We start from the raw sequence: 25,679 nt of genomic DNA, 5'->3' as shown, positions 1-25,679 counted from the left end.
CCGGCCGTCGGCCGGTGCCACCATTCTGCAATGTCCCCTTTTTCTCGTCCGCGGCTTTCCGGGAACGCCCGGACCATGTGGGCGTATCCGTTCAGGGCTGAACCACCGGGGCGGCGGCCCCGCCGGCGGGCGCGGCTCGTCCGCGCCACCGCGGCGGCCGTCGCGGCCGGTCTGCTCGGCAGCGCCGTGACCGCCTCGCCGGCCCTCGCGGCCGCACCGCCCGAGACGGCCGCACCGCCCGAGACTGCGGCGGCCTCCGAGACAGCCGCGGCGGCCGAGACGGCCGGTTCCCCGCGGGTGACCGTCACCGACGTGGGAGCGCCGGACCGGCTGGCCACGAACCTGTTCCCCGAGGACCTCAACGACGCAGGCGTCGTCACGGGCTACGGCCTGCTCGGCGGCCCGCAGCCCTTCCAGGCGTTCACCTGGGCCGACGGCACGCTCACCCTGCTGAACGCGCCGAGCGCCGACCCGGGGGCGTTCAGCTTCCCGGTCGCGCTGAACAACCACGGCCAGGTCGTCGGCTTCACCACCGTCGGCGGGACGGCGCACTCGCTGCGCTGGGACGGCGCGGACCCGACCGACATCTCCGCCGCCGGCGGGAACAGCCACCCGCTCGCCGTCAACGACGCCGGCCAGGTTCTGCTGACCGAGGGCGGCGCCGCGGCGCTGTGGACCGCCGGCAGCCGGGTCGCGGTCGCGCCGTTCCCGGTCACGAACGCCGTGGGCCTCAACGGTTCGGGGCAGGTGTTCGGCACCGGCCGGGCCGCGGGCGCCGACGCCACCGACCGCGCCTTCGTCTGGACGCCGACCGCGACCACCGACATCGGTCCGTTCGGGCTCACCACCACCACGACCGACCTCAACGACAGCGGCCAGCTGATCGGGTACGGCGCCTTGGCGCAGAGCCCCAACCGCACCCATTCCTTCGTCTGGACCCCCGCGCGGGCCGGCCGGCCGGCTGCCCTCACCGACCTGGGCACCCTGGCCAACCTGGAGACCGAGGCGCGCGACATCAGCAACTCCGGCCACATCGTCGGGCGCAGCGGCACCCGCTCCGGCTGGCACGCCGTGCGCTGGCAGGGCGGCCGTCTCGTCGACCTCGGTGTCCTGCCCGGCGGGACGTCCAGCGAGGCGCTCGCCGTCAACGAGACCGGACAGGCTGCCGGCTGGGGCATCGCTGGCGACGGGCGGCCACATGCCATCCTCTGGAAAAGGGACCGCCCGATCGACCTCGGGGTGCCCGCCGGTTTCACCCAGAGCTTCGCAATAGACATCAACGCCGCTGGCAGGGTGCTCGGCTACGCGATCGACGAGACGGGCGGCGTCCACAGCTTCGTCTGGACGGTGACCGGCGGATGACCGACCCGGACAGCGCCGCCTCGCCGGACGGATCGGCGCCGCAGGGATACGGCCCCGGCCGGGGCCCCGGCGCGCTCGCGCTCACCGACGGTGAGCTGAGCCGGATCCTCGCCACCCACCAGATGGGCGCGCTCGCGTCGAACAAGCGGGACGGCCATCCGCACCTGTCGACGGTCGCCTACAGCTGGGACCCCACGGAACGCACGATCCGGATCAGCACCACCGAGGACCGGCTGAAGGTGCGCCTGCTGCGGCGTGACCCGCGCGCGGCGCTGTACGTGACCGCGCCCGACTACCTGTCGTTCGCGGTGGCCCAGGGCACGGTCGAGCTCTCCGCGGTGAGCTCGGTGCCGGGCGATCCCGCCGGGCGCGAGCTGCTCGCCCTGCAGCCACCGTTCGCCGACCCGGCGCTGGAGGCCGAGTTCCTGCGGAACATGGCGGCCGACCGCCGGCTGGTCATCCGGCTGCGCGTCGGCCGGCTGTACGGCACGGCGCTCGACAGTCCCGCGCCACCCGCCTGACCTTCACGGCCGCGCCCTCCCGCCGACCGGCCAGGCGATAAGACAGGGGAGTCACAGGGGTGACCGGGTGGGTTCCCCCGCTGGTACGTTCCGGAAATGGGTGTGACACTCGACGACAAAACACGGTCGTGGCTGGACGCGCAGAACCTCCCGGTCATCGCAACGGTGAACGACGACGGAAGTCCGCACTCCTCGATAATCCTGGTGAAACGGGACGAGGACGATCAGCTGTATTTCGTGACCCACGTCGGCCGGCGCACGGAACGGAACATCTCCCGTGACCCGCGGGTCAACCTGTCGCTCTACCCCCGGGACGACCCCTACACCTCGGTGGAGATCCGCGGGGTGGCCGAGGTGCTCGACATCGACGGGAACAAGCTGGCCGACGAACTCACCCTGAAGTATCTCGACGAGCTGCACGACGTCGACGACAACACCCGGGTGGCCATCCGGTTCACCCCGCAGAAGGTGATTCACTTCCCCGACCCGAAGAACCCGCCGCCGCGCCCCCGCCCGCAGCAGTAGGGTCGGCACCGGTAACGGGTGTGAACGGAGCGGGAACACACTTCCGGAGAATGGTCCCGAGATGACGCGCTATCTGTTCGGGCGGTTCCTGCAGGGGGCCTTCGTTCTCTGGGCCGCGTTCACGCTCTCGTTCGTCGTGCTGTACGCGCTGCCGAGCGATCCGGCGGCGATCATGATCGGGCCGAGTAACTCCCTCACCCCGGCCGAGCTCGCGGCCCGCCGGCACGAGCTCGGCCTGGACCGGTCCCTGTTCGCGCAGTACTTCGGGCGGCTGGGCGACCTCCTCCACGGCGACCTGGGCCGGTCGGTGCAGTCCGGTCAGCCGGTGCGGGAGCTGATCGGGGACGCCCTGCCGCAGACCGCCGCCATCACGGGGCTCGGCCTGGTGGTCGGGGTGGCGCTCGGCGTGGGTCTCGCGGTCGCGGCGACGCTGACCCACCGGCGCTGGCTGCGCCAGACGCTGCTCACCCTCCCCCCACTCGGCGTGGCCGTCCCGAGCTTCCTCGTCGGGCTCCTGCTGCTGCAGTGGTTCTCGTTTCGGTGGCAGCTGTTCCCGGCCATCGGCAACAGCGGCTGGCGCAGCCTGGTGCTCCCCGCCGTCACGATCTCGCTGCAGCCCGCCGCCCTGATCGCGCAGCTGCTGGCGCGGAGCCTGGACAACGAGCTGCGGCAGAACTACGTCGACCTGGCCAGGGCGAAGGGCGCCGGACCGGCGCGGGTGAACGTCCGGCACGCGCTGCGCAACGCCGCGCTGCCGGCGCTGACCATCGCCGGCATCCTGGTCGGCGGACTGCTGGCCGGCGCGATCGTGGTGGAGGTCGTGTTCTCCCGCAACGGCCTCGGCCGGATCTCCCAGGCCGCGGTCGACAGCCAGGATCTGCCGGTGGTGCAGGGCGTGGTCCTGCTCGGCTCGGCGGTCTTCGTCGCCGTCAACCTTCTCGTCGATCTGCTCTATCCGCTGCTCGACCCCCGCATCGCCCGGGACGGGAGCGCGGCCCGCCGCGCTCCGGAGGCGGTCGCGGTCGGTCCGGCCCCGTCCGTAACGTGATCCCCGGAGGTCTCCGAAGGTGAAGTTCATCGGCCTGTCGGCACTCGCGCACTCGCCGGACCTGGAGACCGGCCGGTTGCCGTCGGAAACCGAGGTCGTGCGCCGCGCGGTCGAGACGGCTGTCCTGTTCGAGGAGCTGGGATTCGACGGCTTCGGGTTCGGTGAGCGTCACCACCCGCCGTTCCTGTCGACGTCCCCGACCGTCCTGCTGGGCCACATCGCCGCGCTGACGTCCCGGATCCGCCTGTTCACCGGCGTCACGCTGCTGTCGGTGCTCGACCCGGTCCGCGTCGCGGAGGACTACGCGACCATCGACCACCTCTCCGGCGGCCGGGTCGAGTTGATCATCGGCAAGGGTTCCGGCCCCAAGCAGGCGGAGCTGTTCGGGCTGACCCGCGACCAGCAGCGCGACGCCCTCAACGAGAAGTTCCGCCTCCTGCACCGGTTGTGGACCGAGCGTGACGTGAGCTGGCGCGGCACCACCCGCCCGCCACTGGACCGGGTGACCACGCTGCCCCGGCCGGTGCCCCGCCCCGGCGGTGCCCGGCCGCGCATCTGGCACGGCGGTGGCACGTCCCCCGACTCGGTCGACCTCGCCGCAGAGTTCGGCGATCCGGTGATGTTCTCCAACGCGTCCGCGCCGACGGAGAAGTACACCTGGCTGTCCGATCACTACACGCAGCGCTGGGAGGCCTACGGCCGCGACCCGGCCGCGCTCTACACCGGCGCGGGGACGACCGCCTACTACAGCGCGCCCACCTCCCAGCAGGCGCTGGCCGACTTCCGGCCGATCTTCGAGGCGCGGCTGCGGGCCCAGAGCGGCATCGGCATGCCGCCGGACTTCCCGACCCTGGAGGACTTCGTCGAGAGCAGCTCGGCCCTCATCGGCAGCCCCGCGCAGGTCATCGAGAAGGTCGAGCGCGACGCGAGCCTGCTCGGGAACAGCGCGCTGATCTTCAGCGTGGAGGCCGAGGGGCTCAGCCACGACCAGCGCCGGGCCAGTTTCGAGCTGTTCGCCACCGACATCGCGCCCACGCTGCGGACCTCCGTCCCCGACCCGCCGTGGCCCGCCCAGTGACCGCGGGCCCGCGGTGACCTCCGCCCCGCGGACTCCGCGGATCCCGACTGCGCGGGCCCTGAAGGCCCCGCGGGGCGGCGCGGTCGGGGGATACCGCGTCGCGGTGGACGTCGGCGGGACCTTCACCGACCTCGTCCTGCGCCGCCCGGACGGGACGGAGGCCGTCCACAAGACGAGCTCGACGCCGGGGGACCCGGCTCGGGCCGTCGTCGCCGGGCTCACCGGGCTGGCCGCCGCCGAGAGGCTGGCGCCGCACGAACTGCTCGGCCGCACCGAAACCATCGTCCACGGCACGACGATCACCACCAACGCCCTGATCACCGGATCGGGCGCGTGCACGGGGCTGGTCACGACCGCCGGTCTGCGCGATGTGCTCCCGGCCCGGCAGGGCAGCCGCGAGGACCAGTTCGCCTCGAAGTCCGCCCCACCGCCGTCTCTGGTGCCCCGCCGTCTCGTCATCCCCGTCCGCGAGCGGGTGGACCGGACGGGCGCCGTGGTGATGCCACTGGACGAGTCCGACGTGCGCCGCGCGGCCGGTCGGCTGCGCGCCGCCGGGGTGGAGGCCGTGGCGGTGAGCTTCGTCTTCTCCTATCTGTTCGACGGGCATGAGCGGCAGGCCGCGGCGATCCTCGCGCAGGAGCTGCCGGGGGTGTTCGTCACCACGGCATCCCGGCTCGTCCCGCAGGTGCGGATGTTCGAGCGGACCACGACCACCGCGCTCAACGCCTACGTGGGTCCTGTCCTGCGCGACTACCTCGACGGGCTCGCCGACCGGCTGGCGGAGCTCGGATACGGCGGCCGGGTCCTGATCATGCAGTCGAACGGTGGTGTCGTCGGGCTGGAGCAGGCCGCCGACCGTGCCGTCGAGACACTGCTCTCCGGGCCGGCGGGAGCGCCGGCGGCGGTCGCCGAGATCGTGCGTACCCTCGGCACGCGGGCGGCATGCGCCGGTGCGGGCGGCACCGGCGGCGCGGGCGGCACCGGCGGCGCGGCCGGCGTCGACGGCGCGGGCCCGCCGACGCGACCGCCCGACACCATCACGATCGACATGGGCGGGACGAGCTTCGAGGCCAGCCTGGCCCGCGGCGGGCGCACCGAGACCACCAGCAACGGCTCGCTGGCCGGGCATCCCGTCTGCCTGCCCGCCCTGGACATCAGCACCATCGGCGCGGGCGGCGGGTCGGTGGCCTGGGTGACCGCGGGCGGGCTGCCGAGGGTCGGCCCGCGCAGCGCCGGGGCGGTGCCGGGGCCCGCGGGCTACGGCCGTGGCGGCACCGAGCCGACCGTGACCGACGCCGACCTGCTCCTCGGCTACCTCGACCCGGACGGCTTCAGCGGCGGGATCGCGCTCTCGCGGGACGCGGCTGTCCGGGCTGTCGGTGGGCTCGCCGAGCGACTCGGGATCAGGGGCTCCGCCGGCCGGCATCCTGACACCGCGGTGACTGACGCGGCAGTGATCGACACGGGCGTGATCGACGATGCGGTGATCGAGGCGGCGGCCGGTGTGCACCGCGCGGTGAACGCGGCGATGGCCGACAGCCTGCGCCTGCTGACCGGGCGCCGGGGCCTCGACCCGCGGCGGTTCGCCCTGGTGGCCGCCGGCGGCGCCGGGCCGGTGCACGCCGTCGAGATCGCCCGTGAGCTCGGCATCCCGCTGGTGGTCGTCCCGGCCGGTGCCTCCGTCCTGTGTGCCCGCGGGATGCTGCGGACAGACCTGGTGCGCTACTACGTGACGACCCTTCGCCCCGACCCGCGCGACCCGGGCGCCCTGCCGGTCCCGTCGGACCTGGACGTGGCCTTCGACCGGATGGCCGCCGAGGCGCTGGACGACCTGCGTCCCCACCTGCCCGGGACGGGGCGGGTCGGGTTCACCCGGAGCGCGGATGTCCGCTACGCCGGTCAGGTCCACGAGATCCCCGTTCCCTTCGCGGACCCTGCTGTGCCCATGGACCCTGCCGTGCCCGCGGAGCCGGCCGGATCGGTGCTCCCGCGCACCGATGACGCCGGTCTGAAGGATCTCCTTGAGCGGTTCCACGACGAGCACGAGCTGCGCTACGGGTACCGGCGCCCGGAACTCGCGGTGGAGATCGTCAACCTTCGCCTGGTGGCCCGCGTCCCGACCCTCCCGCCCGTCCCGGCTGATTCGCCCGCCCCACCTGACCCAGCTCATCCAGCCGCCGTGGCCCCGCCGATCCGTGCGGCGGCACTCACCGCGCCCCTCGCGCCCCTCGCGGTGGCCCGCCGCCGCGAGGTGTGGTTCGACGGCGGCTTCCGCGAGGTGAACGTCCACGACCCGGCGACGCTGAGCCCCGGCTGCCCCCACCAGGGACCGGCGTTGGTGGCGCATCCCGCGAGCACCGTGGTCGTCCCGCCCGGATATGCCTTCGAGCTGGCCGAGGACGGAACCGTCCTGGTCTTCGCGGCCACTGACACCGCGGACGCCGTCCTGCACCGGCTCGGGCTCGTCGGCGTCGCCGGCGCCGGCGACGCCGACGCGGCGGCCCGATGACCGGCGCGGACCCGGTGCTGGCCGGGATCGTCGACAACCGGCTGCACGCGATCGCCGAGCAGATGGCGCAGGCCATGCTGCGTTCCTGCCGGTCGATGGTGTTCCAGAGCCGGGACTTCGTCACCGGGATCTTCACCGCCCGAGGCGAGTGGGTCGCGACCAAGGACTACATCCCCGTCCTGGCCGGTTCGCTGCCCAGCGCCCTCGCCGGCGTGACCGAGCGCTTCGCCGCCGAGTTCGCGGCCGGGGACCTGTACGAGGGCGACGTGTTCGTCCTCAACGATCCGTACCACGGCAACAACCACCCGCCGGATATCACGATCATGAAGCCGGTGTTCCACCGGGGCGTGCACCGATTCTGGACCGTGACGAAGGGGCATCACGCCGACACCGGCGGCGCCGTCGTCGGCTACAACCCGTACGCCCGGGACTGCTGGGAGGACGCACTGCGCATCCCGCCCGTCCGGCTGCACCACCGCGGGCGGCGCCAGCGGGACGTCTGGGATCTCATCCTGCTGAACCTACGGCTGCCGGACGTCGTCGAGGCCGACCTGGACTGCCAGATCGGCGCCGCCACGCTCGGCGAGCGCGAGCTGGTCGCGCTGCTGGACGCCTACGGCGTCGAACCGGTCGAGAACGCCGTCGCCTACCAGCTCGACGCGTCCCGCCGGCACATGCGAGCCGAGATCGGACGGCTGCCGGACGGCGTCTACCGGTCGGTGCGCCACCTCGACGACGGGGGAGCACACCACCGCGAGCCGATCGCGGTGCGCCTGGAGCTGACCATCCGCGGCGAGTCGGCGCTGTTCGACTTCACCGCCTCCGACCCGCAGGTCGTCGGCTACGCGAACTCCACCCCGGCGAACACCGCCGCCGCCGTCCTCATCGGCCTGCTCGGGGTCACCGACCCCACCCAACGCCGCACCAGCGGCGCGCTGGCGGCCCTCGACATCCGCACCACGCCGGGCACGATCGTGCACGCCGTCGAGCCGGCCGCGACGTCGCTGTGCACGCTGACCGCCTGCGAGACCATCGTCGAGACGGTCTGGGAGGCCGTGGGGCAGGCCGACCCGACGGTGACGAACGCCGCCTGGTGCCGTGGCTACACGTTCGCGGCCATGGGGGTCGACGCGCGCACCGGCCGGCCGTTCGCCGTGACCGGCGCGATGAAGGGCGGCTCGGGCGCCACCGCCGGTTTCGACGGCTGGGACGCCGTGGGGCCGCCGGTCGCGATGGGCGGCGGACGGGAGATCGACGTCGAGCTGCACGAGCTGACCGCGCCGACCACCGTGCTCAGCCAGGAGTACGAGACCGACTCCGCCGGCGCCGGCCGGTGGCGCGGCGGCCTCGGCGCGGTGTCGCGATGGCGTATTGACCAGGACGACCTGTCGGTGCTGTGCATCGGATCAGGTGCCCTCGACCTGACAGCGCCGTTCGGCGCGGCGGGCGGGGCGCCCGCCCCCGCCAACCGCGGCATCGTCCACCACGCCGACGGGCGGATCAGCCGCCCCCCGACGAACTCCCTGCTACGGCTTAACCGCGGGGACGTGGTCGAGATCCACACCTCCGGCGGAGGCGGTTTCGGCGACCCCCTCGACCGTCCCGTCGACGCGGTCGCCGACGACGTCCGCGACGGCCTCGTCTCGCCGACGGCCGCCCGCGATGTCTACGGCGTCATCCTCGACCCGATCACCGATGAGGTGGACGCCGCCGCGACCGCCGCCCGCCGCGCGGCAGCCCGCTCCCGCTCCCGCTGAGGCTGGCCAGTCCGGCCGGCATCCGTTGAGAATTTTTTTTCTGCCGAGTGATGGCAGAGCCGCCAAACCTCGGCCAGCCTAATGTTCGGCTGCGTGACATGCGTCTGCCGGACGTCGGCACTGTCGCCAAGCAGATCGTGCTGTTTCTGTGACGTCCGCCAGGGGGGCGTCTTTTTCTGTCAGCGTGACAAGAAGCTATTCTCGCCGCGTGGACGATGATCCGTGGGAACCTCCCGCCGTTATGGTCGCCGTCGACCTGGTGGTTCTTACATTGCGTGGGGCGAGCCTGCGGGTACTTCTCGTTGAACGGGGAGTCGAGCCGTACCGAAATTTCCTGGCGCTACCCGGAGGTTTTCTCGCCCATGCGGAGGAGGATCTGACCTCCGCGGCCCGGCGCGAACTCTCACAGGAAACGGGGGTCGATCCGCGGCTGCTGCATCTCGAACAGTTCGGCGTCTACGGAGAGCCGGGCAGGGATCCGCGGGGCCGGGTCGTCTCGGTGGCCTATCTCGCGATCGAGCCACAGCTGCCCGAGCCAGTCGCCGGTACGGACGCGATCGGGGCGGGCTGGCATCCGGTCGACCGGGTGCTCGCCGGGGACGTCACGCTCGCGTTCGACCATCTCCAGGTTGTCGCGGACGGAGTCGAACGAGCCCGTTCGAAGATTGAGCACTCGACGCTGGCGACGGCATTCTGCGCGCCCATCTTCACGATCGCGGAACTGAAGGATGTATACGAGGCGGTGTGGGGAGTACCCGTGGACCCACGGAACTTCTACCGCAAGGTCCAGAAGACCGGCGGATTCATAGTCTCCGCCGGCGCGACACGGCGGACGGCAGGCGGGCGCCCGGCCCGGCTCTTCAGAGCCGGCCCGAGCGCTGTGCTCTCGCCGCCGCTGTCCCGACCGGCGGTCTCTCCGGGGAGTCCTGGAACGGCCAGCGCAATGCACACAGAGGGGGGAACCCGAATGAGTCGGCGACCAGTCGTGATTCTCACGGCACTCGATCTGGAATATCAAGCGATCCGTGAGAGCCTTGTCGACCCGCGCCTGCACCGCCATGACCAGGGCACTCGATTCGAACTCGGACGGCTGGCCGGAGGCAGCTGCCGGATCGCCCTCGCCCATGTCGGTAAGGGCACCCATCCGGCCGCCGTGCTGGCCGAGCGCGCGATCGCCGAGTTCGCCCCGGCGGCGCTGCTCTTCGTGGGGGTCGCGGGTGCCCTGCACGGACACATAGCCCTGGGCGACGTCGTTGTGGCGACCCACGTGTACGCGTTCCACGGCGGTACCGGCGAGGACGACGGGTTGAAGGCACGGCCCCGTGTCTGGGAGACCTCGCACGCGGCCGACCAGATCGCTCGGCACATTCACCGGACGGGTTCCTGGGCGCAGCGGCCAGGAGCTCCCGCCATGCTGCCCGACGTGCACTTCGGACCGATCGCCGCCGGCGAGGTCGTGCTGAACTCCAGGGTCTCCGGACTCGCCCGCTGGATACGTGAGCACTACAACGACGCCCTGGCGATCGAGATGGAGGGGGCCGGCGTCGCGCAGGCCGGGCACCTGAACCGGGCGCTGCCGGTCGTCGTGATCCGTGGTGTCAGCGACCGCGCCGACGGGACCAAGGAGTCCACGGACCGCCAGCGGTGGCAGCAGCGCGCGGTCGCCAACGCGGCACTGTTCGCGACGGCACTGGCCGAGGAGATTTCCGCAGAGGACGACGGCGCCGGACGCCCGGCAGCGAAATCAACGAAAGGAGCCGCAGTGCGCGAGTACGTTCAGAGCGTTCACAACGAGAACTCCGGCAGCGGGCCGGTGGGTGTACAGGCCCACACCGTGCACGGCGGTGTCGTGCACGTCACCGGCGGCGCTCGCCCGCCGGTCGACCTCCCGATGGCCCTCGCGGAGATACGCACGCGGTTCCAAGCAGCCCGGGCGGCCGGTGCGGTGGACGAGGACACCTACGCCGCCGCGGAGGCGGAGCTCGCGGTGGCCGAGGAGGCCCTCAAAGCGGACACGCCACAGAGCCACAGCACGTTGCGGGTGGCGCTGAAGAAGCTCAAGGGGCTTGTCGGTGACGTGTCCGATCTCGCCGCGAAGATCACGATTGTCCTGGCGCTTGCCCGGAATTTGCCATGACGGACGAAGGGGATAGTACGGCCGACAGTGGCACTTCGAACAGCGGTGCCACGACCAACATCGCGAGCGGCAACGCGCAGGTTGGAGTACAGGCCGAGGTGATCCTCGGTGATGTCGCGATCTACCAGATCCCGGAGGATGCCACTCCGGAGGAGAAATTCGAGGTCGGAGTCCGGTTCCTCGAGGGTTTGATGCCCGGGCGTGCGCGTGAACTCATCGACGAGGCGTTTGCCGGCGGCCACTCGACCAGCAGGGTTCATTTTTACCGCCTGCTGGCACTGGTGAGCGGGCGGCCGCGCAGCGAGCTGTCCGGCGAGGAGACGGCACGGCTGAAACGCGCGCTGAACGATCCGATTCCTGTCACCGAAGAGTGGTCCGACGGCCTGCGGGTGACGATCCTGATCCTGGAGTCGGCGCGCCGAGCCGACGCCGACATCCGAGTTCCGCTCAAGGAACTCGACGATCTCGATCCGTTGCAGGGAAGTCTGATTCTGCGGCATCTCGAACAATTCCTGGAAGGGCCGATCGAGGACCAGATGTGGCACCGCTCCCTGGAGCGAGCGGAAAGCAGGAAGCTGGCCGACGGTCGTGCGGACCGAGTCTGGAAGTTCTTCCAAGCCGAGCCTGCGCGCCCTCGTGTCCGCGTGCCGCGGCCGCCGGTCACCCGTCCCGTGCCGAGGATGATCGCCGGGGCATCGGCAGTGGTCGTTGGCGCGTGCGCGGTGTACCTCGGTATCCTGCTTACGCTGGAAAGTCGGCTCGGTGTGCTCACGCTCTTTCTGGTGAGCGTAACAGTCGGCGGAAGCGGGCTGCGACATGACATCGAGTGGCGTTTTCAGTACGCGACCTCCCGGCTGGCTTCCAGTTCGCGATCCGCTGGCTTCGCCAGCGAGGTCGACCGCGAGTTCAGGTACTACTTCACCAAATATCATCCGGATGACGTCGACAGCAGCACCTGGTGCAATGCCGTGAAGCTTAATTCGATCTTGAATGGTTGATGTTCGCTGTTCGTGGTTGGCGGGTTGGTACGGCGTGGCGGCGTGGCCTCGGTGCCGCTGGGTGGTTTGGTCACGGTTCGTGGCTTCGATGGTGACCCCGGACCAGGTGTCGGTCGGGGTGCTGGTGACGGCGGTGCCGCGTGACGCGGTCGACGAGGCCGTCGCGGCCTGTGGGGTGGGTGCGCGGCGGGCGGGCGGGAAGCTCCCACCGCATGTGACGGCGTACCTGACGTTGGCGATGTCCCTGTTTCCGGACGACGACTACGCCGAGGTCGCCCAGAAGGTGACCGGGTCGCTGGACCGGTTCGGCTGCTGGGACGCGGCGTGGGCGCCGCCGAGCGCGAGCGGGATCACCCAGGCGCGTAAGCGGCTGGGCCGGATGGTGATGGCCGAGGTGTTCGAGCGGGTCGCGGGCCAGGTCGCGACACTGTCGACGCGTGGCGCGTGGCTGCGGGGCCGGTTGTTGCTCGCGATCGACGGGTTTGACGTCGACGTGCCCGACACCGAGGAGAACGCGGCCGAGTTCGGCTACGCCGGCACCGGGGAGAAGCGGTCGGCGTTCCCGAAGATCCGGGTCGTCGCGTTGGCGGAGTGCGGGACGCACGCGTTCCGGGCCGCCGAGGTCGGTGGCTGGGCGGCTGGGGAGAGGACGCTGGCCCGCGGGCTGCTGATGCGGCTGAACCGCGACGAGGTGCTGACCGCCGACCGTGGGTTCTACTCGTTCGACAACTGGGCGCTGGCCGCGGGCACCGGCGCCGACCTGATCTGGCGGGCCCCGACCGGGCTGAACCTGCCGGTCGTGCGGGTCCTGTCCGATGGCACGTTCCTCACCGTCCTGATCAACCCGGAGATCACGGGAGGTCGGCGCCGCGAGCGGCTGCTCGCCGCCGCGAAGGCCGGCGACGAGCTTGATCCGGACGAGGCGCACCTGGCCCGGGTCGTCGAGTACGACATCCCCGACCGGGCCGGTAACGGTACCGGCGAACTGGTCGTCGTGCTGACCACGATCCTCGACCCGCGTCAGGCCCGTGCCGACGAGGTCGCCGCCGGATACAACGAGCGCTGGGAGGAGGAAACCGCGAACGACCAGCTCAAGACCCATCTACGCGGCCCCGGGAGAGTCCTGCGCTCCCGGCTGCCGGACCTGGCGGTCCAGGAGATGTGGGCCTGGCTGATCGTCCAGTACGCGCTCACCGCCCTGATCGCCGGCGCCGCGGAGGCCGCCGAGATCGACCCCGACCGGGTCGGTTTCGCCCGGACACTGCGCCTGGTCCGCCGTTCCGCCACCGGAACGGCGGACATTTCCCCCTGAGGACTGGAACGCCCGGCTACCCAGGTTCCACACCGAGATCACCCGCGGGCTCAACCCGCCACGACGCCACCGCACCTGCCCCCGGGTCGTCAAACGGGCCCGGCACAACAGCTACCGCGTCAAGAGACCCGACGAACCCGCCTCGGTCCGCCACCCGGGCCCCGCCACGATCCGGCTCCACCCACTCGCCCCGCGCGCGGCCTGACCAGATCCCGGAAAGATCAAACTAAGCTTCACGGCATTGGCACCTGGTGGATCCTGACCGAATCCGCTCGCCAGAGCGTTCGTGACGAGCTCGTCGAGGTCTACCGGGAGCGCGATATGCCAGTCGTGCGGATCAAATGGCTGATCAGACACGAGGCCCGGCAGGCCGTGCGACGCTGGAACAACGGCACCCTGGACGAGTACAGCCGCGACCTGGAGCCCTTCCTACATGTGGGGACGATCGCCGTTCTCGGCGCCGGGCTGTCGGGCAGCGGGTTGTTGTGGGCCGTGGTCGCTGCCGTGCAGGCCCGTCCGCTCGGAGCAGTGTGCGCCACGCTGCTTCTTCTCGGCGCCGGTCTGGTCTGGGCCCGCTACCGACTGGACAGCACCCGCTCGTCCCGGCTGTTCGCCGCGGAGCAGGACGAGAACCGCGCGGTGCTGGCGGTCCGGCGGGCCGAGTTCGACCGGTGGCGCAAGGTGCTGGCCGATCGCCCGTCCGACAGGGAGATCGCCACCTGGCTGGACTGTGACCGGAAGATCATTTTTGATCGGGCGCTGCGGCATTACCGGCTGAAGCCGAGTGAGGTGATCTCTCATGCCTTCGCCGAGGTTCCCGCCGGCCGGCCCGGGCGCGCACGTGTACTCCATGGCCCCTGGCGCTTCCGCAGGTACCGAATCTCGGTCTTCCTGCTGACCATGGACGGCATGCGTCAGTTCGACGCCGTCCTCGACCTCGACACGGGCGAGATCTCCGATCGGGAGCGGATGAACTACCGCTTCGATGTGATCGCGTCCGTCCGGGTGACGCGGGCGGCAAGCGCGGCGCAGACCTTCGCGATGGTGCTCGTCAACGGGCAGGAGATAAAGATGAACACCGCGGAATCGGCGTTGGGCAAAGTTCTCGAAGGCGAGACGCCGGAGGCGGTTGCCCGCGTCACGCAGGATGCCGCTGGTCTCCAGCACACGCTCAGCGTGCTGGAAGGAGTCGCGGCGGAAGGCAAGGAGTGGGTCCGGAGGCGAGGGGCTGACCGGCGGCGCGAGGACGTGGCGCGGCTACTCGCCGGCCAGTAGCCGGCAGCAGCCAGCCAACCGTTGCCGGTCCGCCGGGTTGCCGACCGGCTGGACGTCGTGGCGGGCATACCCACCGCGGACCCGCGCGCCGGCGCTTGGCTGCCGGCGCGCGGGTCGCTCACCGGGTCAGGAGACCCAGACGTCGAACAGCGGGGGGATGCGGGAGTCGAAGTCGAGGGCGAAGTCGTGCACGTTCGCCCCCACGCCGACGACCGCGGTGTCCTCGACGAGCGGCACGGCGAGGCCCTGCTCGGCGATCCGCTCCTGGACGTCGGCGAGGATGCCGGCCCGCTTGTCCGGGTCGGTCGTCACCGCCTGTTGCTGCAGCAGTGGCTGCAGGGCCGTGTCCTGGACGTTGTAGATGTTCGGCGCGGCGTTGGCGAAGCTGCCACGCAGCCCGTTGTCCGGGTCGACGCCCCCGGCGACACCCGCCAGGAACAGGTCGTACTGGTCGTGCTTGCCGAGGGCCTCGACGGCGGCGGCGGCGGTGTCCAGCCGGGGCTGCAGGTCGATGCCGACCTCGGCGAGCTGCGCCTTGAGTAGTTCCACCAGGCCCTGGTCCCAGGGGTTGCCGCGATCGATCCAGCCGAAGACGACGGTGAGCTTCCGGCCGTCCTTCTCCCGGATGCCGCTGTCGCCGCCGCGCCGCCAGCCGGCCCCGTCCAGCAGGCGGTTCGCCTCGTCGACGTCGGTCTTCAGATGCGCTGACTGGTCCGCCCACCCGATGACGGTCGAGGTGAGGACGCTCGTGGGCAGCTTGAACGACGGGTGCAGCAGCGAGTCGCGGATCGCGCCGGTGTCGACGGCGCGCACGATCGCCTGGCGGACGGGTAGTTCGTTGAGCGGCGTCCGGTCGGCGCCGGTCACGACGAGGGCCTCGGTGTTGCGGGGCAGCGGCTGCGTGATGACCGTGGCGCCCGCGGACCCGGCGGCCTCGATGTCGGCCGGGTTGAGTGACGTCGACACCTGGACCTGGCCGTTCTGCAGGGCACCGGCGCGGACGCTCGGCTCCTCGATGATCCGGTAGACGACCTTGTCGAGGTAGGCGTCACCGGTACGTGAGCGGTACCGCGGCGCCCACCGGTAGTCGTCGCGCCGGCTGAGCACGACCTCGCTGTTCTTCGTGTACGACGTGAGGACGAACGGACCGGAGCCGACGACCTTGTTGAAGCGCTGCTCGTAGGGCAGATCCAGGGTGGCCGGGGCGAGGATGCCGAATCCGGTGTTCGCCAGCGCGACCGGCCACGCCGGGAACGCCGCGCCGAAATGCTGGACGACGGTGAGCTCGTCCACGGCGTCGGTGCCGGTATAGCCGCTGGTCTTCAGCGTCGACAGCGCCGCGGAACCAGTGCTCTTCGCCGCGTTGGCGAGGATGTCGTCGAAGTTCCGCTTCACCACCTCGGCGGTCAGCGGCGTGCCGTCGGAGAAGGTCACGCCCGCGCGCAGGTGGAAGGTGTACTCGGTGGCGTCGGCGTTGGCCTCGTACTTCTCCGCCAGCCACGGCACCGGCTGGCGGGTCTTCGGGTCGAGCGCGAGCAGCGAGTCGACGACCGGCCGGGCCACGTCGCGCACGATCGGGCTCACCGCCCGCGGGTAGATGCTCACCGGGTCGCTGCTCAGCGCGATGGTCAGCGTTCCGCCGGACGTTGGCGAGGCGGCCTCGCCGCCGGCGTCGTCCCCGTCGTCGCCGCACGCCGCGAGTCCCAGCACGAGCGCGGGTACGAGCGCGAATGCGCTGAGCAGGCGCGATGTGCGCGCCAGGTGGGCCGGCCTTCGCGGCCGGATGGTTCTCGACATGCGAGTTTCCCCCTCGGGACGGATGACGTGCGGTGACGCGTGGGAACGCAAGGGATGCGGTGCGCGGCGCCCGTTGGTCGGTGGCTGGTGATCGGTGGTCGGATGGTCAGCTGGGCGGTTTCGGCCGGCGGCGGGGAATGGACGCCAGCAGCTCACGCGTGTACGGGTCGGCGGGGCTGGTGAAGACCGCTTCGGTGCTGCCGCTCTCGACCAGCCGGCCGCGGCGCATGACGCCGACCCCGTCGGCGATCCGCCGGACGACCGCGAGGTCGTGCGAGATGAACAGATAGCTGACGCCCAGCTCGGTCTGCAGCCGCCCCAGCAGGTCGAGGATCTGCGCCTGCACCGAGACGTCCAGCGCGGAGACGGCCTCGTCGCAGACGACGAGCTCCGGGCGCAGCGCCAGCGCCCGCGCGATCGCGACCCGCTGGCGCTGGCCGCCGGAGAGCTCGGCGGGACGCCGCGTCAGCATGGCCGCGGGCAGCGCGACGAGATCGACGAGCTCGGCGGCCCGCCGCCGGCGCTCGGCCCGGGCGCCGACGCCGAACGAGGCCAGTGGGTCGGTGATGATCTGCTCGACGGTGAACCGCGGGTTCAGCGAGGCGTACGGGTTCTGGTAGACGACCTGCATCCGGCGCCGCAGCGCCCGCTGCTCCTCGCCGCGGGTGTGGGTGATGTCCTCGCCGGCGAGCGTGATCCGCCCCGAGGTGGGTTCGGTCAGCCGCAGCACGAGCCGAGCGGCCGTCGACTTCCCCGAGCCGGATTCGCCCACCAGCGCGAAGGTCCGTCCGCGCTGGATGGTGAAACTGACGCCGTCCACCGCGCGCACCGCCCGCGCGGAGGTCCCGGAGCGGGGCAGCCGGAACTCCTTGACCAGGTCGTCGACGCGCAGGTGCGGAACCTCGGCCGGCGGTGCCGCGGCCGGTGGCTCCACGGCCGTCGCTGTCGCGGGGTGCGTTGCCGTCGAGGGTGCTGCCGTGGAGGGCGTTGCCGTGGAGGGTGCTGTCGAGAGGGGCGCCGCGGCCGGGGTTGCCGGCGTCGGGCGCGGTACCAGTCGCGGGCGGGGTTCGAGGCTCGGCGCGGCCGCGATCAGCGCCCGGGTGTACGGGTGCTCCGGTTGGTCGAGAATCCGTTCCGGGGCGCCCTCCTCGACGATCCGGCCGTCCGCCATGACCAGGATCCGGTCCGCCCGCTCGGCGGCCACCCCCAGATCGTGCGTCACCAGCAGGACGCTTGTCCCCGCGTCCCGGGTGAGGCTGGTCAGATGGTCGAGGATCCGGCGTTGAACGGTGACGTCCAGGGCGCTCGTCGGCTCGTCCGCGACGATCAGGCGCGGCTTCGCCGCGATGGCGACGGAGATCAGGGCCCGCTGGCACAGGCCGCCCGAGAGCTGCGACGGGTACTGGCGGGCCCGCAGTTCCGGCTCGGGCATGCCCGCGTCCGCCAGCACCCGCAGTGCCTCCCGCCCGGCCGTGCGCCGGTCGGCCAGGCCGTGGACGATCAGCACCTCGGCGACCTGCGTACCGATCCGCTGGGTGGGGTTGAGGGACGTCGTCGGCTCCTGCGGGATGAGCGCGATGTCCCGACCGCGCAAAGCCCGGAAACGGCGCTCGCTCAGGCCGGTGACGTCCTGGCCGTCGAACCGGATCCGGCCGGCGGCGATCCGGGCCGAACGCGGCAGCAGTCGCAGCACCGCGTGCGCGGTCGTGGACTTCCCCGAACCGGACTCGCCGACGATCGCCACGACCTCCCCGGCGGCGACCCGGAGACTGATCGAGCGCACGGCGTGCACGACCTCACCGCGTGGCCGGTAGTCGACCTCCAGTCCGTCGATCTCCAACAGGGCAGGCCGTTCGTCCCGCTCCGCGGCCACGCGCTCCGCCGCGACAGGGCCCGCCGTCACAGGCTCCCGGGCCACGGGTTCCGGGGCCACGGGTTCCGGGGCCACATCGGGAACCGTGTTCATCGGGCGGCTCCCGGCTCGTCCCCGAACTCGTGCGACAACCGGTTCGCCGCCAGCACCGTCAGCGCCACGACCACGCCGGGCAGGATCGACATCCACCAGGCCCCGCGCAGGAAGTTCCGGCCGGTCGACACCAGCGAACCCCACTCCGGGGTCGGCGGCTGGGTGCCGAAGCCGAGGAAGCTCAGCGTCGTCACGCCCAGGATCGCCGCGCCGAACAGCAGCACGGTCATGGCCCAGACCGGCCCCATCGAGTTCGGCAGTACGTGCCGGGTGAGGACCCGGTGCCAGCGTGCACCCCCCGATCGGGCCGCCTCGACGAACAGGCTCTCCCGCACCCGCAGCACCTCGGCGCGCATCACCCGGGCGGTGCTCGCGACGGCGGCGACTCCGATCGCCACCGCCACGTCGATCGTGTCCCCCCGGCCGAGCACGGCGATCAGCGCTAGCGCGAGCAGCAGCCCCGGGATCGACAGCAGGACGTCCACGACCCGCATCAGCACGAGGTCCGTCCAGCCGCGCAGGAACCCGGCGAGCAGCCCGACAAGGGTGCCCGCGAGGAGCCCGATCACCGTGGCGAGCAGGGCTGCCGGAACCGTCCGGCTGGTGCCGTGGACGGTGCGGGTGAACAGGTCCCGACCGAGCTGGTCGGTGCCGAACGGGTGACTCCAGGACGGCCCGAGCAGGCGGTTCGCGGTGCTGGTCGCCAGCGGGTCGCGGGAGGTGAACAGTTCCGGGACCACCGCGGCCAGGACGATGACCACGAGCCAGACCAGTGCGAGCAGCAGCCCCGGTCGGCGCATCGCGGCGGACATGAACGGTCACACCCCTGTCAGTGAATTCGGCGTTCCGCGGGGCGCCGGTGACCAGGTGCGGCGGTCACCGGGGTCCCGGTCCGACGATGATCGGCGCGGCGGGATCGGGCTCGGCGTGGCGATGGTGCCCACCTGGGGAAATGTCCATCGCGCCGAGTGCAGCGCATACCCCTACAGCTCCCCACTCTGGCGGAGTCCTTTCCGCCCGCTCACACGCGGCGAGGCAGGGCCGCAAGCGAGGCCCGGTCGGTGAGAGGGTGGAAGGCCGTGAAGGGTGGTGATCGGGTCATGCAAACGTGGTCCGCCGGTTGGACGGCCGGTTCCCGCGGTCCGCTCGAGGGCGATTCCCAGGGCGGGGCGGCAGGCCGTGCCCGGGAGATCGTCGGCCGGGTGGGCGACAAATGGACGGTGGCGGTGGTGCACGCGCTCGGAAACGGGCCGCTGCGATTCACCGAGATCCGGCGCGGCGTTGACGGCATCAGCCAGCGGATGCTCACGACCACGTTGCGGGCGCTGGAGCGTGATGGTCTGGTCCTCCGCACGGTCTATCCCGAGATACCGCCCCGGGTGGACTACGAGCTCACCCCGGTCGGCCGGTCGCTGCTGGACACCCTCTGGCTGCTGATGAACTGGGCGGTGGTGCACACCGAGGACATAGACCGGGCCAGGCGGGAGTACGACGCGAAATAGCTCGGGAACCGTCCCGCGGACTGCGGACGGATTCGCGGGCATTCCGGAGTGTGGGAGGTCTTAGGGGTAGGCATCGGCATGTGTGCCCAGGGATGGTGCTGGCCGTCCGGCGACTGTCCGGAGCGCACCGACCATGGTGGAGGCAATCGCTGATGAGTCGTCTGCTGAGCCGACGAAACGTGCTGGGCGCCTGGGTCGCCGCGACCGCGGCGGGCACCGTCCGGCTGGCCACGGCCGGCGGCGGCGGTGACGGCGGTGCCTCGCTGGCCTCCGCCAGTGCGTCAACCGACCACGCAGCCCATCTCGGTCACTCCGGAACCGTCGAGACGGTCGCGAACGAGGTGACCGCGGCCCCGCCGGTGACGCCGTTCTCCGTTCCGCTGCCGGTCCCGCCGACGCTCGCGCCGACGTCCACAACCGCGGACACGGACTTCTACGAGATAACCAGCCGGACCGCGGCGGAGGAGATCCTGCCCGGTTTCTCCACCGAGATCCACGGCTACGGCGGGAGCTATGTCGGGCCGACGATAAAGGCGAAGGTCGGCCGCAAGGTTGTTGTCCGGCACACCAACCAGCTGCCCCACCCGACCGCCGTCCACCTGCACGGGGCACATGTCCCGGCGTCCAGCGACGGCTTTCCGACCGATGTCATCGACACCGGTGCGACGAAGACCTACGAGTACCCGAACAACCAGCCGGCCGCGACCCTGTGGTATCACGACCATGCGCATCATCACGAGACCGAGAACATCTACCGGGGCCTGCACGGCTTCTACCTGCTGGAGGATCCGGCCGAGGCGGCACTGAACCTTCCGAGCGGGGAGTTCGACATTCCCGTCCTGCTGTCCGACGCCAACATCGACGCCGACGGCCAGCTCGTCTTCATCAGCCTGGATGAGTACGGACGGACGACGCTGCTGACGAACGGCCGCCCCGCCCCGTACTTTCAGGTGCAGGCCCGCCGCTACCGGTTCCGGTTCCTGAACGCCAGCAACATGCGGGTGTTCAACCTGGTACTGGGCCGCCAGGAGAGGTTCACTCAGATCGCGGGGGACGGCGGCCTGCTGCCGGCGCCGGCGACCGTCGACAAGGTCCTGCTCAGTGCCGGTGAGCGGGCCGAGATCGTCATCGACTTCTCCAGGTACGCGCCCGGCACCCAGCTCGTCCTGAACAACACCCGGAACCTCAACGATCCGAGCCGGCCGGTCGCCCTGCCCGTGCTGCGCTTCGACGTGGTCGCCCGGGTGGGGCAGGACACCAGCGCCGTCCCGGCCACCCTGCGAGCGCATCCGCCGCTGCCCGCCGCGACCCGGGTCCGGGACGTGGTCCTCTCGTACCACACCGCGGCCTTCCCGTTCGCGATCAACGGGATGCTGTTCGACCCCAACCGCGTCGACTACACCATTCGCCGCGGCAGCACCGAGATCTGGCGGATCACCAACCCGGTCACCCCGGTGGCGGTCTACCACAACCTGCACCTGCATCTGGTGCAGTTCCGGATCCTGGACCGCGACGGCGTACCGCCCGGTCCGGCCGAGTCGGGCTGGAAGGACACCGTGTTCGTGGCGCCGGGCGAGACGGTCCGCATCCAGGCGACGTTCACCGAGTATCTCGGTAAGTACCTCTACCACTGCCACGTCCAGGATCACGCCGGCACCGGGATGATGGCACTGTTCGAGACTGTGGCCTGAGAACGGGCGCGGGCGTGGGCCGCGGCCCCGGTGGATCTCCACCGGGGCCGCGGCCCACGCCGTGCGGCGGAAGCCGATTTCGTGCGGCTCGGCACCTCAGGGAACCACGCTGAGCCGGCTCAGAAGCCGATGGTCTCCCGGACGAGGATGATCGTGCCGCGCTCCGGGAACGCCTCGCGCTCGAGGATCAGGATCCGCCCGATGAACGAGGACTGGCCGTAGAGGTCCGCCAGGCGCTGGTGCTCCCGGGGCAGGCTGTAGGTGCGGATCCGCCGCAGCGCGGTCTCCAGGTCGCCGACGACCTTCTGCGCGCCGACGACCCAGATGGCGCGCCGAGCGCCCGACGCGTAGGGCGCGAACTGGCTGCCGCTGGCGGAACCGACGACCAGGTGACCGTTCTCCGTGATGGCGTGGACGCTGCCGACGACCACGTCCGGCGTCGCGCCCAGCCGGATCGTGGCGTATACGTCCTCGCTCGGCGGCGGGGCGGCGGCCCGGACGGAATTGTATTTTCCGGACTCGTCGATGTCCGCGGTGATGCCGGCGAGCCGCAGCGTCTCGCTCGACGCGGTGAAGACCGACTGGTCGGTCGGAAGCAGTCCGGCGACCAGTTCACGGGCCTGCGCCGCGGTGTCCACCACATGCACGAGATAGCCGTTCTCACGCAGCGCCGCGGTGGCCCGGTCGATCGCCGCCTCGTCGGCGGCGGCGGCGAAGGCCTCGTCGAGAGGCGGGGCTTCGACAGTCATTTTTGTCCCTTCGGTACGAGTGTTCACTGTTCTCGGGCGCACGCGGCGACGCGATGGCGGAAGCACCGGGTCGGTGCACGCTCCGCACGGCATTTCCGCCGCTGACGAATACGGCTCCGGGTGACACGGCGAAGTGGGCGAAAGCGCCGTGCCGGGCCCGTGACCCGTCGCGGGGTAGGCGCCCTGACCAATTTTTACCCGGACCGGTGTCAGGGGGAAGAAGGCACCTTTTTCTGCCCTGGTGAACTGGAGGGAACCGACAACGTCACAGCCGGTTCGCGGCGGGCTCGGGCTGGCGTGGGACGCGCGCGAGGCGGGCCCGCCCGCCTCCCACGCCCTCGACCTGGCGCAGGGTCTCGACAAACAGCACCGTGAGCGCCGCTACCAGGCGCACTCCGGGCCCGGTCATGATCTGGTGCCCACCCGGCACGGTCGTCAGCCGAGCCGTGCTCACCGTCCGTGTGATCATCTTGGTGAGGTGGAGCGGGCTTGTCTCGTCCTGCTCGCCGTGGATCAGCAGTACCGGCAGGTCGGGCAGCACGCGCGGTGGGAGCTCGGTCGGCAGCTCGCCGGCGAACGGCTGGTGCACCAGGGGAAGTCCCAGCAGGATAAGGGCGTCGGGTCGCAGCGCCGGTGAGCCCGCCAGCGACAGTGAGCGCAGGGCCCCGGTGTCCGAACCGAGCAGGATGAACGGCACGCCGGGCACCCGCGCCTCCGCCAGCGCGACGGCGCCGTGCCCCTGGGTGGACAGGTAGGTCACGTCGTAGCCGTCGATCGCCAGCCGCACGGCGGTCCGTTCGTAGCTGTCCACGCTCTCGCCGCGGCCGGGGATCATCACGATCGAGGCCCGCGGCGGCCGGCCCGCATCGGCGGCGGGCCAGAACCGGGTCGCCGCGCGGCCGACGAAACCGCGCACCTGGCGGCCGGACCGGATCGGGTTCCGGGTGTCCGTCGGAGAATGCATGATCTGCTCCAGGGAAAATGGGGGCCGGTGCGGTTGGAACGCGCGGACGACCCAGGCGAGGATGGGAGTGGCGGTAAGAAAGACCGCCCGGTGGGCAGCCCAAAGAAAACATGCCACGCAGGATAAGAGAGAACACGGCTGTTACCGGAAAAGTCGGAAGAGCGCCGGCGTGGACGTCGCTGAAGGTACGCCTGCCGTCGCTGGAAGAGCCGACACCGGAATCGTGGGGCCGAACGGGCGGACGAAATCCGTCCTGGTGGCCTGGCTCGGCTCGCCCTCGGTGAGGTCAGCTGGCGGGTGACCGCGTACAGGCGGCCGACGCCACCCGCAGGAAATCGATGTGGCCGCGGATTACGAGGCGTGTCGTCTGCAGGAGCCGCCGGGTCGCCCTTAGAGACTGCTGTGTCGCCCGTGGAAACCGAGATGTCGCCCGTGGAAACCGAGATGTCGCCCGTGGAAACCGAGATGTCGTTGAACCCGGCCGGAGCATGGTCCAACTCTGTGCCGTCGCGGCGCGGATGTCAACACCATTACGAAATCCGCCCGGCCGGGTCTGCCTGGCGAAAGTACCGCGGGGCCGGGCGGTGGTATTTCCGGTTCCGTCCGGGGCGGGGTCGAGGTCACGGGGACCATCGGCCCCGGGCGCGCAGGATCGGGAGCACACCCTCCCCGAACCAGTACGCCTCCTCCAGGTGGGGATAGCCGGAGAGCACGAACTCGGTGACGCCGACCTGGTGGTAGGTCTCGATGAGGTCCGCCACCTCGTGGTGGCTGCCGACGAAGGCGGTCCCGGCGCCGCCGCGGACCAGCCCGATCCCCGCCCACAGGTTCGGGAAGATCTCCAGCTTCGCGGTCGACCCGTTGTGCAGCGCGAGCATCCGGCGCTGGCCCTCGGACTCGCTGCGCGCCAGCTGCTCCTGCACCGCCGCGACCGTCCGGGCGTCCAGGCCGGCGATCAGGCGGTGCGCCGCCGCCCAGGCGTCCTCGGCGGTGTCCCGGGTGATGACGTGGGCGCGCAGCCCGAAACGCGGCGCCCGCCCGGCCGCCTCGGCCCTGGACCGGACCTCGGCGAACTTGGCGGCGACGGCGTCCGGCGGTTCGCCCCACGTCAGGTAGACGTCGGCGTGGCGCGCGGCCACCTCGACCGCGGCCGGCGACGAGCCCCCGAAGTAGATCTCCGGCGGCGGGTCGGGGAGCCGCGACAGCCGCGCCCCGCTCAGCCGCACGAAGCGGCCGTCGACGTCCACGGTCCGTCCCCGCCACAGATCGGAGAGCACCGACAGGTACTCGTCGCAGCGGGCGTACCGGTCGTCCTTGTCGAGGAAGTCGCCGTAGCCGCGCTGTTCGTCCGCCTCGCCGCCGGTGACGACGTTGAGCAGCAGCCGCCCACCGGAGAGCCGTTGGAACGTGGACGCCATCTGCGCGGCCAGCGTCGGTGAGACCAGCCCCGGCCGTACGGCGACCAGGAACTTCAGCCGCTTCGTCGCCTCGACCAGCATCGCCGTGGTCAGCCAGGCGTCCTCGCACCACGAACCGGTGGGGGTCAGGGCGCCGGCGAAACCGAGCTGCTCGGCCGAGCGGGCGATCTGGCCGAGGTACTCAAGTGTCGGCGGCCGGCCGCGGGTGCTCGCCGTGGCGGGTGCGCCGTGCCCGCCGCCGACCACGTCGCGCGCGTCGCCGGAGGTGGGCAGGAACCAGTGGAAGGTCAGGGACATGCGTGGGCTCCCGGCGGAGGGGACGTGGCGTCGGCATTCGCCACGTCAAGGCCACCAGGTGGGACGGGACCGGATCTCGAGCGACCGGATCGTGACGAGGCGGCGCGGGAGCGGTCGGACGCCCTGGCGGCCGGCGTGGCCGAGGAGCGTCTCAGGAACAGCGCATGCTGCCGCTGCGCGCGAGGTCGACGGCGAGACGTCGGATCAATCTCAACTTCATCGACACGGAAAGTAGTATTTGCCGAGAGAGAGCCGCCGTCAACCACCGACCGGAGGTCGCGGTGACCCACAACGTGCCAGCGGCCCACAACGTGCCGGTACAGCCGGCGGAGCACGGTTCGCTCGCCGCCGACTGGGAGCCTCGGGGCGAGGCCGACTGCCGGGTACGGACGATCATGGATCGGGTGGGTGACAAGTGGTCGGTCGCGGTCGTCACCGAGCTCACCACCGGCCCGCGGCGCTTCAGTGAGCTGAAGCGGGCGCTGCCCGGCATCAACCAGCGCATGCTGACCAGCACGCTGCGCGTCCTGGAGCGGGACGGGCTCGTCACCCGCACGGTGTACCCGCAGGTGCCCCCGCGCGTCGACTACGAGCTCACCGGCCTGGGGCGAACCCTGCTCGACACCGTCGCCTCGCTGCTCGACTGGGCCGAGCGCAACGCCGACGGGATCGACGAGGCCCGTCGGCGTTACGACGCCCGCGGTTAGTCCGCTAGTCCTGTCTTCCGCACGTGCGTGCGGTGAGACAGCTACGTGATGTCTTGTTCGGATCAC

Annotated in this window: 20 protein-coding genes and 1 pseudogene; 15 read left to right on the top strand and 6 right to left on the bottom strand. The window is 71.3% G+C overall.

The annotated features are described in order from the left end of the window. Window positions 1-75 precede the first annotated feature (75 nt). The 12 genes and pseudogenes from FRANEAN1_RS23580 to FRANEAN1_RS23530 all read left to right on the top strand — a co-directional run bounded on the left by FRANEAN1_RS23580 (window position 76) and on the right by FRANEAN1_RS23530 (window position 14,522). Window positions 76-1,362, top strand: a complete 1,287-nt coding sequence (locus FRANEAN1_RS23580; protein ID WP_020462317.1) for a hypothetical protein — start codon at window positions 76-78, stop codon at window positions 1,360-1,362. Beyond that, window positions 1,359-1,883 (top strand): TIGR03618 family F420-dependent PPOX class oxidoreductase, encoded by a 525-nt coding sequence (locus FRANEAN1_RS23575; RefSeq protein WP_020462316.1) that lies wholly within the window; start codon window positions 1,359-1,361, stop codon window positions 1,881-1,883. Before FRANEAN1_RS23580 ends, FRANEAN1_RS23575 begins: the two co-directional genes overlap by 4 nt. Before the next feature lie 96 nt (window positions 1,884-1,979). Then, window positions 1,980-2,408 (top strand): TIGR03618 family F420-dependent PPOX class oxidoreductase, encoded by a 429-nt coding sequence (locus FRANEAN1_RS23570; protein WP_020462315.1) that lies wholly within the window; start codon window positions 1,980-1,982, stop codon window positions 2,406-2,408. 61 nt (window positions 2,409-2,469) lie between these two features. Next, window positions 2,470-3,456: an ABC transporter permease gene (locus tag FRANEAN1_RS23565; protein WP_020462314.1), complete on the top strand. Its 987-nt coding sequence runs from the start codon at window positions 2,470-2,472 to the stop codon at window positions 3,454-3,456. 19 nt (window positions 3,457-3,475) lie between these two features. Next, a complete protein-coding gene (locus FRANEAN1_RS23560; protein WP_020462313.1) occupies window positions 3,476-4,534 on the top strand; it encodes an LLM class flavin-dependent oxidoreductase in 1,059 nt (352 codons plus the stop codon). Between the two features lie 13 nt (window positions 4,535-4,547). After that, on the top strand, window positions 4,548-7,043 hold the full coding sequence (locus tag FRANEAN1_RS23555) for a hydantoinase/oxoprolinase family protein (protein WP_020462312.1): 2,496 nt from the start codon (window positions 4,548-4,550) through the stop codon (window positions 7,041-7,043). Next, window positions 7,040-8,800, top strand: a complete 1,761-nt coding sequence (locus FRANEAN1_RS23550) for a hydantoinase B/oxoprolinase family protein (RefSeq protein WP_020462311.1) — start codon at window positions 7,040-7,042, stop codon at window positions 8,798-8,800. The genes FRANEAN1_RS23555 and FRANEAN1_RS23550 overlap by 4 nt, the downstream gene beginning before the upstream one ends. Before the next feature lie 208 nt (window positions 8,801-9,008). Continuing rightward, window positions 9,009-9,707 (top strand): annotated as a pseudogene (locus tag FRANEAN1_RS39505) (NUDIX hydrolase); the annotation flags it as partial. A 60-nt stretch (window positions 9,708-9,767) separates the two neighbouring features. Next, window positions 9,768-10,937: a 5'-methylthioadenosine/S-adenosylhomocysteine nucleosidase gene (locus tag FRANEAN1_RS23545; protein WP_083788555.1), complete on the top strand. Its 1,170-nt coding sequence runs from the start codon at window positions 9,768-9,770 to the stop codon at window positions 10,935-10,937. Next, complete coding sequence (locus FRANEAN1_RS23540) at window positions 10,934-11,935, top strand: hypothetical protein (RefSeq protein ID WP_020462309.1); 1,002 nt, start codon at window positions 10,934-10,936, stop codon at window positions 11,933-11,935. The genes FRANEAN1_RS23545 and FRANEAN1_RS23540 overlap by 4 nt, the downstream gene beginning before the upstream one ends. A gap of 88 nt (window positions 11,936-12,023) precedes the next feature. Beyond that, window positions 12,024-13,247 carry an IS4 family transposase gene (locus tag FRANEAN1_RS23535; RefSeq protein ID WP_041253905.1) on the top strand — a complete coding sequence of 408 codons (1,224 nt, stop codon included), beginning with the start codon at window positions 12,024-12,026 and terminating at the stop codon, window positions 13,245-13,247. Window positions 13,248-13,568: 321 nt separating this feature from the next. After that, window positions 13,569-14,522 (top strand): hypothetical protein, encoded by a 954-nt coding sequence (locus tag FRANEAN1_RS23530; protein WP_020462308.1) that lies wholly within the window; start codon window positions 13,569-13,571, stop codon window positions 14,520-14,522. A 126-nt stretch (window positions 14,523-14,648) separates the two neighbouring features. Here FRANEAN1_RS23530 and FRANEAN1_RS23525 read toward each other — a convergent pair whose 3' ends face one another. The 3 genes from FRANEAN1_RS23525 to FRANEAN1_RS23515 all read right to left on the bottom strand — a co-directional run bounded on the left by FRANEAN1_RS23525 (window position 14,649) and on the right by FRANEAN1_RS23515 (window position 19,097). After that, a complete protein-coding gene (locus FRANEAN1_RS23525; protein WP_020462307.1) occupies window positions 14,649-16,319 on the bottom strand; it encodes an ABC transporter substrate-binding protein in 1,671 nt (556 codons plus the stop codon). Between the two features lie 106 nt (window positions 16,320-16,425). Continuing rightward, complete coding sequence (locus tag FRANEAN1_RS23520) at window positions 16,426-18,285, bottom strand: ABC transporter ATP-binding protein (RefSeq protein WP_020462306.1); 1,860 nt, start codon at window positions 18,283-18,285, stop codon at window positions 16,426-16,428. After that, window positions 18,282-19,097 carry an ABC transporter permease gene (locus FRANEAN1_RS23515; RefSeq protein ID WP_020462305.1) on the bottom strand — a complete coding sequence of 272 codons (816 nt, stop codon included), beginning with the start codon at window positions 19,095-19,097 and terminating at the stop codon, window positions 18,282-18,284. The genes FRANEAN1_RS23520 and FRANEAN1_RS23515 overlap by 4 nt, the downstream gene beginning before the upstream one ends. 288 nt (window positions 19,098-19,385) lie before the next feature. Here FRANEAN1_RS23515 and FRANEAN1_RS23510 point away from each other — a divergent pair, with 288 nt between their 5' ends. Both FRANEAN1_RS23510 and FRANEAN1_RS23505 read left to right on the top strand, forming a co-directional pair. Continuing rightward, window positions 19,386-19,787 carry a helix-turn-helix domain-containing protein gene (locus tag FRANEAN1_RS23510; RefSeq protein WP_020462304.1) on the top strand — a complete coding sequence of 134 codons (402 nt, stop codon included), beginning with the start codon at window positions 19,386-19,388 and terminating at the stop codon, window positions 19,785-19,787. A gap of 152 nt (window positions 19,788-19,939) precedes the next feature. Continuing rightward, window positions 19,940-21,478, top strand: a complete 1,539-nt coding sequence (locus FRANEAN1_RS23505; protein WP_020462303.1) for a multicopper oxidase family protein — start codon at window positions 19,940-19,942, stop codon at window positions 21,476-21,478. A 119-nt stretch (window positions 21,479-21,597) separates the two neighbouring features. Here the strand turns inward: FRANEAN1_RS23505 and FRANEAN1_RS23500 are convergent, their stop codons facing one another. The 3 genes from FRANEAN1_RS23500 to FRANEAN1_RS23490 form a co-directional block, all read right to left on the bottom strand. Then, window positions 21,598-22,227, bottom strand: coding sequence for a lactate utilization protein (locus FRANEAN1_RS23500; RefSeq protein ID WP_020462302.1), 630 nt, complete (start codon window positions 22,225-22,227; stop codon window positions 21,598-21,600). Window positions 22,228-22,492: 265 nt separating this feature from the next. After that, window positions 22,493-23,191: an alpha/beta hydrolase gene (locus FRANEAN1_RS23495; RefSeq protein WP_020462301.1), complete on the bottom strand. Its 699-nt coding sequence runs from the start codon at window positions 23,189-23,191 to the stop codon at window positions 22,493-22,495. Between the two features lie 620 nt (window positions 23,192-23,811). Then, window positions 23,812-24,906, bottom strand: coding sequence for an LLM class flavin-dependent oxidoreductase (locus FRANEAN1_RS23490; protein WP_020462300.1), 1,095 nt, complete (start codon window positions 24,904-24,906; stop codon window positions 23,812-23,814). Window positions 24,907-25,217: 311 nt separating this feature from the next. On the opposite strand from FRANEAN1_RS23490, the gene FRANEAN1_RS23485 reads away from it, so the two are divergent. Beyond that, window positions 25,218-25,613, top strand: a complete 396-nt coding sequence (locus FRANEAN1_RS23485; protein WP_157473542.1) for a helix-turn-helix domain-containing protein — start codon at window positions 25,218-25,220, stop codon at window positions 25,611-25,613. Window positions 25,614-25,679: the final 66 nt, after the last annotated feature.

Source organism: Parafrankia sp. EAN1pec (assembly GCF_000018005.1).
In the GTDB taxonomy this organism is placed as follows: Bacteria; Actinomycetota; Actinomycetes; order Frankiales; family Frankiaceae; genus Parafrankia; species Parafrankia soli.
The sequence above is the reverse complement of the archived record's forward strand: the minus strand, read 5'-3'. Positions and strand labels throughout refer to the sequence as shown.